Below are 13,800 nucleotides of genomic sequence, written 5' to 3' on the forward strand. Positions count from 1 at the left end.
TAACGGCAATAAAAAATACATATTATCCAAAGGAGATTTTAAGTGCTACAATAACTGTATTATTTCTAGATGGGAGGTTCTATTTTTGGATTGGTCCATTGTTGAACAATATCTACCACTATATCAAAAGGCATTCCTTCTAACCTTGCATATTGCAGTTTGGGGAATTTTGGGATCCTTTCTGCTCGGTTTAATCGTTAGTATCATCCGGCATTATCGAATTCCTGTTTTGGCGCAAGTAGCGACAGCCTACATTGAATTGTCACGTAATACGCCCCTTTTGATTCAACTCTTCTTTCTCTACTTCGGTCTTCCCCGAATCGGGATTGTCCTATCTTCAGAAGTCTGTGCTACTTTAGGACTGGTCTTTTTAGGAGGCTCCTATATGGCAGAGTCTTTCCGAAGTGGGCTGGAAGCTGTCAGTCAAACCCAGCAGGAGATTGGATTAGCTATCGGTCTGACACCTCTACAGGTCTTTCGCTATGTGGTTCTTCCGCAAGCAACAGCGATTGCTCTACCGTCTTTTAGTGCCAATGTCATTTTCCTCATCAAGGAGACCTCTGTTTTCTCAGCAGTGGCTTTGGCCGACCTTATGTACGTCGCCAAGGACTTGATTGGGCTCTACTATGAGACAGACATTGCGCTAGCTATGTTGGTAGCTGCTTATCTGATGTTGCTGCTACCCATCTCACTGGTCTTTAGCTGGATAGAAAGGAGGCTACGCCATGCAGGATTCGGGAATCCAAGTACTCTTTCAAGGAAATAATCTACTGAGAATCATACAGGGACTGGGCGTTACCATTGGGATATCCATCCTGTCTGTCCTCTTATCCATGATATTCGGAACGGTCATGGGAGTTATCATGACCTCCCATTCTAGAATCGTACGATTTTTAACACGATTGTATCTGGAATTTATCCGTATCATGCCCCAGCTGGTGCTACTCTTCATCGTTTATTTCGGCTTGGCTCGAAACTTTAATATCAATATCTCAGGTGAGACTTCAGCTATTATTGTTTTCACCCTCTGGGGAACAGCTGAGATGGGGGACTTGGTTCGTGGAGCTATCACTTCCCTCCCCAAGCATCAGTTTGAAAGTGGACAGGCACTTGGCTTAACTAAAGTGCAACTCTACTACCACATTATCATCCCTCAAGTCTTGAGAAGACTGCTGCCACAAGCCATCAACCTTGTTACTCGGATGATTAAAACCACTTCCTTGGTTGTCTTGATTGGGGTTGTTGAGGTTACCAAGGTTGGGCAACAAATCATTGATAGCAATCGCCTGACCATCCCAACCGCTTCCTTCTGGATTTATGGAACCATTCTGGTCTTATATTTCGCAGTCTGCTTTCCTATTTCCAAACTATCCACTCACTTAGAAAAATATTGGAGGAACTAAATGTCTGAAACTATCTTAGAAATCAAGGAACTAAAAAAATCCTTCGGAGACAATCCTATCCTCCAAGGACTTTCTTTAGATATTAAAAAGGGGGAAGTTATCGTCATCCTAGGACCATCTGGTTGTGGTAAAAGCACGCTACTTCGCTGTCTCAATGGTTTAGAAAGTATTCAAGGAGGAGATATCCTGCTGGATGGCCAGTCCATTATTAGCAATCAGAAAGACTTTCACCTCGTTCGCCAAAAGATTGGCATGGTCTTTCAAAGCTATGAACTCTTTCCCCATCTGGATGTCCTACAAAACCTTATCCTAGGTCCTATTAAGGCTCAAGGTCGCGACAAGAAGGAAGTAACGGAAGAAGCTCTGAAACTACTGGAACGTGTCGGATTGTTGGATAAACAACATAGCTTTGCGCATCAATTATCTGGTGGACAGAAGCAACGGGTTGCAATTGTCCGTGCCCTTCTCATGCATCCAGAAATTATCCTCTTTGACGAAGTGACTGCTTCGCTGGATCCAGAAATGGTGCGTGAGGTGCTGGAACTTATCAATGATTTGGCTCAAGAAGGCCGTACCATGATTTTAGTAACCCACGAAATGCAGTTTGCCCAAGCCATTGCAGACCGCATTATCTTCCTAGACCAAGGGAAAATTGCTGAAGAGGGAACAGCTCAAGCCTTCTTTACCAATCCGCAAACCAAACGAGCTCAGGAATTTTTAAACGTCTTTGACTTTAGCCAATTTGGCTCATATCTATAAAGGAGATTCTTATGAAACTATTCAAACCACTCTTAACTGTTTTGGCACTTGCCTTTACCCTTATCTTTGTCACAGCTTGTAGCTCAGGTGGAAATGGTGGTGCATCATCAGGTAAAACCACTGCCAAGGCTCGCACAATCGATGAAATCAAAAAAAGCGGTGAGCTACGAATCGCCGTGTTTGGAGATAAAAAACCGTTTGGCTACGTTGACAATGATGGTTCCTACCAAGGTTACGATATTGAACTTGGGAACCAATTAGCGCAAGACCTTGGCGTGAAGGTTAAATACGTTTCAGTCGATGCTGCCAACCGTGCGGAATACTTGATTTCAAACAAGGTGGATATTACCCTTGCCAACTTTACAGTAACTGACGAACGTAAGAAACAAGTTGATTTTGCCCTTCCATACATGAAAGTCTCTCTTGGTGTTGTATCACTTAAGACTAGTCTCATTACAGATGTCAAACAACTTGAAGGTAAAACCTTGATTGTCACAAAAGGAACGACTGCTGAAACTTATTTTGAAAAGAATCATCCAGAAGTCAAACTCCAAAAATACGACCAATACAGTGATTCTTACCAAGCTCTTCTTGACGGACGTGGAGATGCCTTCTCTACTGACAATACGGAAGTCCTAGCTTGGGCGCTTGAAAACAAAGGATTTGAAGTAGGAATTACTTCCCTCGGTAATCCAGATACCATCGCAGCAGCAGTTCAAAAAGGAAACCAAGAATTGCTAGACTTCATCAATAAAGATATTGAAAAATTAGGCAAGGAAAACTTCTTCCACAAGGCCTATGAAAAAACACTTCACCCAACCTACGGTGACGCTGCTAAAGCAGATGACCTAGTTGTTGAAGGTGGAAAAGTTGACTAAGTTTTAAAAAGAAAAACGGACAAGACTAGAATTCTGGTAATCAGAATCTCTATCTTGTTCGTTTTTTATCTAGTCCATCATAGATGCAATTTCCATTATTGCAACAACGTTTGTTGGATTATCAGAAGTCAATGAATGATTTGCGAACCCAAGAGCAACACGGAATTGTACATTCTTGTTTGCTGGGCTATAACCATCACCCATCATCATAGCTGCATAGTGACCTGGTGAGTGTTTCCATACAGTATAGAAGTAGTGAGCTAACGCTTTTTCATTTGTAAGACTTACAATATCCCAAACAGATGTTGTTTCTGCTGTATTTTCAGTCATTGCATTTGTTTGTTTATAGAACTCTGGATCATAAGCAGTTGACCAACGAGAGCCGTCCGGACGTTTGTGCTTACCTTCCTTCTTACCTTGGTAACGCAATGAACCATGATCTGCCATTTCATTTGCACGAATATTGGCAACTCGAGTTAGTTCGCTATCATCTGCTGCGATTGTTGCAGGAGTCAATCCTTTACGAGTACGTTCTTCGTTAAGAAGTTCCATGAAGTGTTCATTAAGTTTACGATTATCTACGATTTGTTCAAGCTTATCAAGTTCTGCTTGAGAGAGGCGAGATGCTTTCCAAACTGAGATAAGTCCACTGTCTCGAGGAAGTTCATCTTCATCATCTGTTGTATCAACCGCCACACGGTCTTTATCAGATTGAGAAAGATTGTCGTGTAGATACTTAGCACTACGGTGATCTTCATTGTTTGGATCCAAACCATTTTTACCTAGGCTCTTAACGTCTTTCCAAGTGCCATCAATGTCATAGTTTTCATCACTTGTTGGAACTACAACATCTGTTGGGTCAGCGACACGTTTTTTCTTAGTACCATTAAAGGTGATTGTGTCAACTGCATCTTGAATTTCAACTAGCTCACGACTTTTAACAGTTCGTTCACCAGTTTTATTGTTTACTGAAATAACTTTACGATAACGTTTGAATCCATCACGTCCGTTTTCAGTACGAGTTTCACCTTCGAAAAGGTTAGAATCATTTTCAGTACGAGAACCGTGTGAAATTGTTTCAGTTTCTTCTTCAGTAACTTCAGACATCAATTTCTTAGTTCCATAATGAACAACTTTTTGTTTAGCTGGAACTGTGTTGATAAGTTCACGACTTACTTCGGTACGGTTTTGATACTCATCATTTAGATACTTAACTTTGTAAGTTTCTTTACCATTTACCGCATCTTCAACTCGTTCATCACCTTCAAAAAGTTCAGGATCAGCAACTCGTTTTTCACCTTCAGCGGTAAGAACTTTATCTTCGTTAGCATAAGTGTAACGATCTTTAGTTCCAACTTCGACTACTTCATTCACTGCTGGAACAGTTTCAGTATTTATTAGCTCACTCTTAACAAGTTTACCATCTTCATAGTAGTCTTTGTAGTTTTCGATGATTTCACCGTTTTTACCTTTAGTTTTAACTACTCGTTGATCATTGAAAAGTTTATCGCTTTTAATTTCAACAGTCTTGAAAGCTTCCCCTTCTTTGCGCTCAACTCGAGTTTTGTTTTCAGTTAAAACTTTATGAGTTCCAACTCGAACAACCTCTTTAACCGGTTTAACTTCATCACTTTTAACTACGGAAGAACGACCATCATCATAAACAATTGTAGTTTCTGTATAAAATCCTTTTTGACCTTTTGTTTCAACTACACGTTTACCTTCATTAAGGGTCTCGTCTTTAACTTCTTCAGTTTCGTAATTTACTTCAACTGTTCGAGAAGTGCGACTTGTTTCAATGTTTTCACCAGTTCCGATTTCTACAATTTCATCAACTGCAGGAACTTCATTTTCTCGTTTTTCATCACGAGAAACTTCCGTACCATCTGGAGTGGTTACAACTGTAGTAACAAGTTCATAAGAACCATCCTTACCAGCTTGAATTACTTTTTTCTCACCTTTCGGAAGGTCTGGATTTGTGTTGCTAGTAACTTTATGTTCAACCTTGTGGTTTTCACGAGTTACAGTTTCAATGTTTTTCTTAGCAACTTTTTTTCCGACATGAACAACTCGATTTTTTGCCTCTTTTTGAGTAGATGAAACAAGAGTACGACCAGTTTCTACACCGTCTTCAAGTGTTACAGTGTATACTTCAAGTTTTTCACCAGCTTTACCGGCTTCCACTTCTTTTTCTACTCCAGCATCCAATTTTTCATCTGGAACGTATTCTGTACCTGGAAGAATAGGAGTGCGAACCAATTCTTCTTTTGTAGTACGAACCACTTCTTTAGAAGTTTTAGTCCCAACATGGATAACTTTATCAACTGCAGGAGTTGTTTGAGTTCCTGTTACTGTACGACTAACTTCCACACCATTTTCAATGGTAATTGTGTAAGTTGTTTCTGTTTTTCCTGTAACACCTTCTTGAACAACTTGAGTCTCCCCAAGGCTAAGGTTTGCATCTGGGACATGTTGTACCCCAGGTTCAATAACAGAAGTTTGTACTTCAGTTCGAGTAGTTACGACTTTTTTAACTTCAGGCTGAGCTGGAACTTCAGGTTTTCCTGGAATAGCTGGTTTAATAACTTCTTCAGTCGTTGTTTCACCAACTACAGTATTAGTTTTACCAGTTTCAACTTGTTCTTTGTTTCCTGGTAAAGTTGCTTGGTTATTACCTTCAACCTTATCTTTTTTCTCTTCTAAAGTTTTTTCTTCTTTAGTTGGAGTACCAGTTGTTTGGTCTTTGTTTTCTGGAACAGTTGGAGTTGTAACTTTAGTTTCAACTTCTTTTTTCTCTTCCTTTTTATCTGAGACCTTATCTTTTTCTGGTTTAGCTTCAGGCAATGCAGGCTGAACTTCTGGAGTGCCTTTTTCGATAATTACCAATTCTGGCAGTTTAGGCTGAACTGCTGGGATGCCTTTATCATCTTTAACTTCAACCTTTTTAGTTAGGTTATCAGATTTTTCCAATATTTTATTATCTTTATTAGCTACTTCTAATCTAGAAACTTGCTCAACTGCGTCTTCACCCTCAGTTCTTACCTGTGACTTAAGCTTTTCCTCTACCTTCGTTATTTCTGATAATTTTTCATATGATTTATCGAAAGATTTAATCGAATCTTCAGCACCAATTTTTTTAGTAGCTACAAATGCTTTAGCCAATTCCTCTTTGGCATCTACTTTAGGTAGAAAACTCTTCTCTGTTTCTTTAATAGTATCAGTTGTTGTGTATTCTTTTTCTTTTGAAGAAGAGTCTGAAACGGTAACACTTTCACATTGCCCTTGATTTTGACTCGATTGATTTTGCAACATAACTGTTCCAGCTGAAATTCCTAAAAGCGCGACAATTGCAGCTGAGATTACCCAACCTCTTCTACCTTTTTTCAAAGTCTTTTTTTCATTAGTATTTTGTCTATCCATCTTTATTTTCCTGACTTTTCAATGATTATATTTTTACATAGTGACACTATCTAATATATTTTTTAGAAAAACGATAATTTCTAACAGTACCTATAATGCCTCCTAGGCTACATGTAAATAAAATCAAAATAAAAATGGAAAAGCTATCGCCAATTACTTTAATACTATATAGATAATTAAAAATTAAAAATAAAGGTAGCGAAATCGGCAGTATAGTACAGCTCACAGCAGCTCGTCTCATTTCTTTGGTCTCTCCACTCATAAACCAAGTCAAAGGTAAAAATCTCATCCAATTTAAATATTCTTTCTGTTGGATTTTTTCTTCAAACAAATGAGTAAATAAAGTATAAAATGGTAATGCAACATAATAAGTTGCTTTGACTAAAAAGTACATTACAGTTATAAAAATAGCAAAGCCCCACCACATATCTCTAACTGTTTGATCAATATCACTTTCATATTTCGGTTTTCCAAACATCTTATTTCTCCTAATCTATTATTTCATTAAATTTGTAAATGTATTAATTGTTGTCATTTTGTTATTGTAATCAACTTTTCTTTGTAATTCTTGAAACTGATGATTTAATTGCTCTGTTCTTATCAAGTCTTCATACATATTTTGCGCTTGTCCTAGATCATAGGCTCTACCTTGATCGATTACATTAACCATATAAGCAAAAGCATCAAAATGAATATCTAATCCTGTTTGTTGCCTTGCATAAACAAATGGGATACTATTCAATTTCTCTATACAATAGTTTCTAGCTTGAGCAACTTCATCCTTATGTTCTTTTACTTGATCTGCTATTGGTTTTTCATGCTTCACTCGTTGATAAGCAAAATAAATTGGAGACCATAGAAGAATCCATGCTATCACCCAAAGGGAGTATTCAAAAGGTTTACTTAAGATTCCTAAACCAGAACTAGAAAATTCACCAAGTCTATCTATATAGGCAACTAAAAACAATGAACCTAAAATTCTGAAAATCCATCCCAAAACACTCAATTTAGGATTGATAAGAGAAACATGTTTTCCATCTACTATATAAAAATACTTAGTTAGGTCTTCTACTCTTTTGGACCAAATAGCAGCTTCAACTATTAAGTTTCTACTACGTTTAGGCTCTTCTATTGTCAAAAGATATTCTTGTAAAACAGTCTGGTATGATTGCGGATTAACAATAGGATAATATTCATATTTTTTGCCTTCTGCAGTAATGACATCAAGCGAATGGTATGCCCCATTATCAAAAACTTCAGACCAATGTTTATTTGGTAACCGACCTTTTACATAGGCTTCCCAAATAGTCCATTCATCAAACAAATCTGACTTAGATTCATCCGGAATAATTCCTAAAAAATAATCTAACTCATTCTCCTCTTGAGAAATAATATCATTCTTATTCATCCATAAGTCTCCTTTCCTAGTTATTTTATCATATTGTGGATATATACACAATATGAAGTCAGATACTTTTTTCTTATAATTAAATAAAAGGAGTTGATGACGATAATCAGTTTTAACCCACTCTGGGCTACAATGAAGAAAAAAGAAGTTTCTCAATATAAGTTATTAAAATCCGGAGTTGATAACAAAACTCTTGACAGCTTAAAGAAAAACAAAAACATAACTTTACTAACTCTAGAAAAGCTATGTCGCATTTTAGATTGTCTTCCAAATGATATCGTTGAATTTATCGAAGAAACTCCCGATTCTAATATTAGTAACACATTTATCAAATTTTAATATTCATTCTTGTATTGGAACATTTACTTAATCTACCTTCTATGACATTGTTTACAGTATAAATCAAATAATCAGAACAAAAATTCAATTTGACTAGAAACTTCAGAAAACATTTCCACAATAAAACGCATCATATCAAGCTTTTCTGTACTGATATGATGCGTTTTTATATTATGAAAGTCTCTTTCTCAAAACTCTTTGATTTTTCTACACTTCTTGCCAATTTTCTTGGTCTTCTTTAAATCGTTTTAGAAGGTCGAGCCCTTCTGGGGTGATATAGCCTTCTTCTTGGGCTAGGTGGATGAGTTCACTGTAGTTAGAAAGCGTCACAAGTTTAACACCTGCATCTGAGAAATTCTTATCTGCTTTTGGCAATTGGTAGCTGAAAATCGCTACAACTCCAAGCACATCTGCTCCTTCTCGCTTGGCTGCTGCTACAGCTTCAAGAACAGAACCACCTGTTGAAATAAGGTCTTCAACAACTACCATTTTTTGACCCTGAGCCACGCGGCCTTCGATTTGGTTACCAGCTCCGTGGTCTTTTGGTTTGCTACGGATATAGGCAAATGGCAGATTCATCTTATCAGCAATAATAGCTCCGTGAGGAATCCCTGCTGTCGCAGTTCCTGCAATGACTTCTACCTCTGGAAAGGCTTCTTTGATAGCTTCCACAAAGCCATTTTCAATTAAGGTACGAGTTTCTGGATAGGCTAGTGTCACACGATTATCAGTGTAAATCGGTGACTTGATACCAGATGCCCAAGTGAAAGGCTCCTCTGGTTTGAGGTAAACGGCTTGGATTTTCAAGAGGTGGCTAGCGATATCTTTAGCAAGTGTCATGGTATTCTCCTTTTATTTTTCTAATCTAGTTCTTTAATTCCAGTTCTGTGTCCATTCATCCTTGATGGCATGATAAGCTGCAACAGGATCCTCAGCTTGAGTAATGGGACGTCCCACTACGATATAGTCACTACCGATTTGATAGGCATCTGCTGGCGTCATCACGCGTTTTTGGTCTCCAACAGCAGCTCCCTGAGGACGAATTCCCGGTGTCAGACAGATAAAATCTGGATTGGTAGCCTGCTTGATGAGTTGCACTTCCTGAGCCGAGCAGACAACACCATCTAATCCAGCTTCAGCTGTCTTCTTGGCATAATGAATCACAGACTCTTGCAGACTAGTTTGGATATTTTGAAACTCCTGCATCTGAGATTCTGACGTTGAGGTCAGCTGAGTGACAGCGATCAATTTGGCTTGGTTTCCAAGGCCTTCACGCGCCGCCTTCATCATCTCTACACCGCCAGCGGCATGAACATTGGTCATATCCACACCAAGCTGAGACAGGATCTTCATAGCTGATTTGACTGTATTGGGAATGTCATGCAACTTGAGATCCAAAAAGACACTGTGCCCCAGGCCTTTCAAGTAAGACACAATCTCAGGCCCCGTTGCGTAATAAAGCTCCATCCCTACCTTTAGATAAAGGCTTTCTTCTGCTGGGAAAAGAGCTAAAAATTCCTTGACCGCCTCAAAACTAGGAAAATCAAGAGCAATGACTGGACGATGTTCTCGCATAGGTTTCTCCTTTTACCTTTGCTAGTGAGAGAGTCTGGCCACAAGAAGCCACGAAAAAAGGAACCTGCCAACAGCAAGGTTCCACGAAAAATGGGTAGTCTCCACCCTTTCACCGTCTAACCTTAGCTGCCTCTCTGGACTGCTTTAAAGGTTTTCTATTATTCTATTATTTATACTAGCACTTGTCAAGTAAAAACAGCTAAAAAACTAATAACTAAAGAACTATAAGAGAAAAGGTAAACCTAACGACGCGATGAGCGCTGGGTCGTTTGGTTTCGATTGCTCTGATCCTCTTGTTTTTTCTGTTCTTCTTCTAAACGTTTACGTTCTTCTTCCTGCTTTTTCTCAGCTTCTTCAGCCTCTTTTTTGGCTTTTTCTTCTGCTTCCATAATTAATTTATCCGCCACAGTGTAACTGTAAATTCCAGCTTCCATATCGACCACACTCGGTTCTGACAATTGTGGCTTAATCTTACTGTAATATGGCAGTTTCTTACTCATTTCAGATAGAGGAACCAAGACTTCGTCCGAATCATTCATGGTCAATCGAATTAAATCTGAAGTCACCTTGCTTGGGGCTAGTTCTACCTTTTGGATAGCCGCCTTGAGTTCTGGGCTAATTTGAGAAAGTTCTGACGTAAAGGTTTTGATTTGTTCGCTGTCATTAAAGAGAACAGATAAATAAGTTTCTGGCAGACTCACCAAGCTCACAGCACTGGTCTCAAGCTGACCACTGGAAAGAATAGGATAATGATTTTCACCAGAAACATAGTAGGCCACAATATCATATTCCTTGACCTTGATAGTAAACTTGGTTGGAAATTGATAAACAAGCTGAGCTGATTCCACCCAATAATTAGACTTGATCTGTTCTTCATATTTTGCCTTGTCTAGCAAAAGGTTAATCGTATAATCCGAATCCTGAATGCCTGAAGCCTGTTGGATATCATCAGCCGTAGTTTGCACCGTTCCCTCAACACGGATATCCTTCATGGTCGCATAAGGACTGAGTAAGTAGGCAGAGACAATCAATAAAAGCAGACTTGGAAATAAAATCGTTAAGGCTCGTAAGATATGGAGGCCAGGAATCTTTGCTTTGGCTGTTTTTTCTTTTGTATCCTTTTTATCCTGTTCCTCGTCCTCTTTAAACCCTGATTCTTTTATCTCTTCTTCATCTTTGTCACCCTCTGAGGATGCTACTTTTTCTTCAGACTTTTCCTTAGCTGATTCTTCATCTTCTGGGTTTGTTTCACTCTCCTGGTCCTCTGACTTCTCAGATTCTTCTCCCATTCGAGCTTGTCTTTCCTTTTCCTTCTCCTCAGCTAGGGCTGCCTCTTCTTCAGCCTTCTTTTTTAGGTATTCTTGGTTTCGTTTCTGCCATTCTGATAACTCTTTCAATTCTTCGAGGATTTCTTTGCCCTCATTTTTCTTATCTTTTGACATTTACTTTCCTTATGATAAATCTTTTTTCAACAATTGATAAAAATCTGCTAGAGATTTCAATTCCTTAGAAGCCTTCATCTTAGCTTGATAGTCTTCCTTGTGACTTAGTAAGTGAGAAAGCTTCTTTTCCAAACTATCCAAGGTCAAATCGCTTTCTTGAAGCTCTTCTGCATAGCCTTTTTTTACAAAGTAAGCTGCATTTTCAATCTGGTCTCCACGACTAGCTTCACGACCAAGTGGCACAATAACATGTAATTTTGCCATGGCCAAGAGCTCAAAAATCGTATTGGCACCACCACGTGTCACAACAATGTCAGCCAATTCCATCAAGGGTTGATAGAGATTGGTCACATAGTCAACACGAAAGAGATTTTGGCTCAACTCGTTCAGGCTAGAATCTCCAGTTAAGTTGATAATATTGTAGTGCTCTGTCAGCTCTTTCTTATGGTCTGTCACCAATTGGTTAAAGACACGAGCACCTGCAGAACCACCGACAAACAATACCGTTGGCAATTTGGGATTAAAGTGAGTTTGGATATCCACCAATTCATCTGGTTCTGGAGTATTTTGGTCCGAAACCTTGGTCACTGCTCCCACATGCTCAACCTTAGACAAACTTGAAGCTTGCTCAAAGGTTGAATACATCTTCGTCGCAAATTTGTAGGCGATTTTATTGGCCAAGCCCATGGACAGGTCAGATTCATGAATAAAGACTGGCACTCCTGACACACGCGCAGCGATAACAGGCGGTACTGAGACAAAGCCTCCCTTTGAAAAAAGAGCCTGTGGACGAAGTCGCAACATGATAAAGAGAGATTGGACAATTCCCCAGCCAACTTTAAAGACATCCAGCATATTTTGCCAAGAGAAATAACGACGCAATTTTCCAGTCGCAATGGAATGGAAGGTGACATCTAGACCCGACTTGAGGATTTCTTGGTGTTCGATCCCACGCTTGTCTCCGATATAGTGGACTTCCCAACCATCTTCGATGAACTTGGGCATTAACAAAAGATTGAGGGTGACGTGTCCCACCGTCCCCCCACCTGTAAAGACAATTTTTTTCATATTATTCCTTTAACTCCGCTACTGTGTCGATAAAGAGGTCGCCACGTACTTCAAAGTTAGCATACATATCCCAGCTAGCATTGGCAGGACTGAGAAGAACCACGTCTCCTTGAGTCGCAAGTTCATAGGCCTTGCGGGTCGCATCTGCAATATCAGTCGCATCCACATAAGACACACCAGCCTTATCTGCTGCCCGTTTGACACGTTCTGCAGACTGACCGAGGATGACCATTTTCTTGAGTCCAGTAATATCTGGAACCAATTCGTCAAACTCATTACCACGGTCCAAACCACCTGCAATCAAGATGACCTTACTGTTGTCAAATCCTGACAAGGCTTTTTGAGTAGCCAAGATATTGGTTGACTTGCTATCGTTATAGAATTTGACACCCTTAATTTCATCCACAAACTGGAGACGATGTTTAACACCACCGAAAGCTGAAAGAGTTTCCTTGATGGTTTGGTTATCCACACCACGGAGCTTGGCTACTGCAATAGTCGCAAGGGCATTTTCCACATTGTGGCTACCTGGAACTCCGATTTCATTAGCTGCCATGACTACTTCACCACGGAAGTAAAGTTGACCATCTTCCAAATAAGCTCCATCAACCTTTTCCTGTGTTGAAAATGGTACAACAGTAGCTTGTGTTTTGCTAGCCAATTCTTTTGCCAAATCTTGATTAAAGTTCAAGACAAGGAAATCAGCTGCTATCATCTTGTTCTGGATATTCCACTTGGCTGCTACATATTCCTCAAATGAACCATGATAGTCGATATGAGTTGGCATGAGGTTGGTAATAACCGCAATCTCTGGATGGAATTCTTGAACGCCCATGAGTTGGAAAGAAGACAGTTCCATGACAAGCGTGTCCTTGTCTGACGCAGTTTGGGCCACTTGACTAGCTGGATAGCCAATATTCCCTGATAAGAGACCATGTTGTCCAGCAGCAGTCAAAACTTCCCCAATCATGGTCGTTGTGGTTGTTTTACCATTTGAACCAGTAATACCAACAATCGGTGCTTCTGAAATCAAGTAAGCCAATTCTACCTCAGTCAAGACTGGAATTCCCTTGGTCAATGCCTTTTCAATCATGGGATTGCTGTATGGGATACCAGGATTTTTCACCATGAGGGCAAACTCTTCATCCAAGAGTTCTAAAGGATGGCCACCTGTGATAACCTTGATTCCTTCTTCCAGCAAACTTTGGGCAGCTGGATTGTCCTCAAAAGGTTTCCCGTCATTTACCGTCACAATGGCACCTAGCTTGTCCAACAAACGAGCTGCAGATTCACCAGACTTGGCCAAGCCTAAAACAAGGACTTTCTTATTTTTAAATTGATCTATTACTTTCATGTCTCGAACTCCATTTCTACTCCTACTATTTTACCATTTTTATGGAAATAAAAAAGCCACAAAGTGTGTTTGTGACTCTTTCTTCTAACTGATACTCTTCGAAAATCTCTTCAAACCACGTCAGCTTCGCCTTGCCGTAGATATATGTAACTGA

The 13,800-nt window shown here is 39.5% G+C and carries 13 protein-coding genes; 5 read left to right on the forward strand and 8 right to left on the reverse strand.

Annotated elements, in window-relative coordinates; translation table 11 throughout:
* Positions 1-85 precede the first annotated feature (85 nt).
* Genes ADI86_RS01550 through ADI86_RS01565 form a run of 4 tightly spaced genes read left to right on the forward strand, consistent with a single transcriptional unit; the run spans position 86 to position 3,040 of the window.
* Entirely contained in the window at positions 86-766 is a 681-nt protein-coding gene (locus ADI86_RS01550) for an amino acid ABC transporter permease (RefSeq protein ID WP_049531487.1), read from the forward strand.
* Complete coding sequence (locus ADI86_RS01555; RefSeq protein ID WP_049531488.1) at positions 726-1,403, forward strand: amino acid ABC transporter permease; 678 nt, start codon at positions 726-728, stop codon at positions 1,401-1,403. Before ADI86_RS01550 ends, ADI86_RS01555 begins: the two co-directional genes overlap by 41 nt.
* Positions 1,404-2,162 (forward strand): amino acid ABC transporter ATP-binding protein, encoded by a 759-nt coding sequence (locus ADI86_RS01560; RefSeq protein WP_049531489.1) that lies wholly within the window; start codon positions 1,404-1,406, stop codon positions 2,160-2,162. It abuts the gene before it with no gap.
* An 11-nt stretch (positions 2,163-2,173) separates the two neighbouring features.
* A complete protein-coding gene (locus ADI86_RS01565) occupies positions 2,174-3,040 on the forward strand; it encodes a cysteine ABC transporter substrate-binding protein (RefSeq protein ID WP_049531490.1) in 867 nt (288 codons plus the stop codon).
* Positions 3,041-3,109: 69 nt separating this feature from the next.
* Here the strand turns inward: ADI86_RS01565 and ADI86_RS01570 are convergent, their stop codons facing one another.
* The 3 genes from ADI86_RS01570 to ADI86_RS01580 are packed head-to-tail and all read right to left on the reverse strand — an operon-like array spanning position 3,110 to position 7,868.
* Positions 3,110-6,460, reverse strand: a complete 3,351-nt coding sequence (locus tag ADI86_RS01570) for a G5 domain-containing protein (protein WP_049531491.1) — start codon at positions 6,458-6,460, stop codon at positions 3,110-3,112.
* A 46-nt stretch (positions 6,461-6,506) separates the two neighbouring features.
* On the reverse strand, positions 6,507-6,938 hold the full coding sequence (locus ADI86_RS01575; RefSeq protein ID WP_000467199.1) for a hypothetical protein: 432 nt from the start codon (positions 6,936-6,938) through the stop codon (positions 6,507-6,509).
* A gap of 18 nt (positions 6,939-6,956) precedes the next feature.
* The gene (locus ADI86_RS01580; RefSeq protein WP_049531492.1) at positions 6,957-7,868 is read right to left on the reverse strand and encodes a hypothetical protein; all 912 of its coding nucleotides are present in this window, start codon (positions 7,866-7,868) and stop codon (positions 6,957-6,959) included.
* 96 nt (positions 7,869-7,964) lie between these two features.
* On the opposite strand from ADI86_RS01580, the gene ADI86_RS01585 reads away from it, so the two are divergent.
* Positions 7,965-8,207: a helix-turn-helix domain-containing protein gene (locus ADI86_RS01585; RefSeq protein ID WP_228111173.1), complete on the forward strand. Its 243-nt coding sequence runs from the start codon at positions 7,965-7,967 to the stop codon at positions 8,205-8,207.
* A 207-nt stretch (positions 8,208-8,414) separates the two neighbouring features.
* Here ADI86_RS01585 and pyrE read toward each other — a convergent pair whose 3' ends face one another.
* From pyrE to murD, 5 genes are all read right to left on the reverse strand, one after another.
* Positions 8,415-9,047, reverse strand: coding sequence for an orotate phosphoribosyltransferase (gene pyrE, locus ADI86_RS01590; RefSeq protein ID WP_049531493.1), 633 nt, complete (start codon positions 9,045-9,047; stop codon positions 8,415-8,417).
* Between the two features lie 33 nt (positions 9,048-9,080).
* Positions 9,081-9,782, reverse strand: coding sequence for an orotidine-5'-phosphate decarboxylase (pyrF, locus tag ADI86_RS01595; RefSeq protein ID WP_049531494.1), 702 nt, complete (start codon positions 9,780-9,782; stop codon positions 9,081-9,083).
* A gap of 242 nt (positions 9,783-10,024) precedes the next feature.
* Entirely contained in the window at positions 10,025-11,224 is a 1,200-nt protein-coding gene (locus ADI86_RS01600) for a cell division protein FtsQ/DivIB (protein WP_049531495.1), read from the reverse strand.
* 9 nt (positions 11,225-11,233) lie between these two features.
* Entirely contained in the window at positions 11,234-12,292 is a 1,059-nt protein-coding gene (locus ADI86_RS01605; protein WP_049531496.1) for a UDP-N-acetylglucosamine--N-acetylmuramyl-(pentapeptide) pyrophosphoryl-undecaprenol N-acetylglucosamine transferase, read from the reverse strand.
* Position 12,293: 1 nt separating this feature from the next.
* Entirely contained in the window at positions 12,294-13,646 is a 1,353-nt protein-coding gene (gene murD / locus ADI86_RS01610) for a UDP-N-acetylmuramoyl-L-alanine--D-glutamate ligase (protein WP_049531497.1), read from the reverse strand.
* Positions 13,647-13,800: the final 154 nt, after the last annotated feature.

The organism is Streptococcus pseudopneumoniae (assembly GCF_001074975.1).
Lineage (GTDB): Bacteria > Bacillota > Bacilli > Lactobacillales > Streptococcaceae > Streptococcus > Streptococcus pseudopneumoniae_D.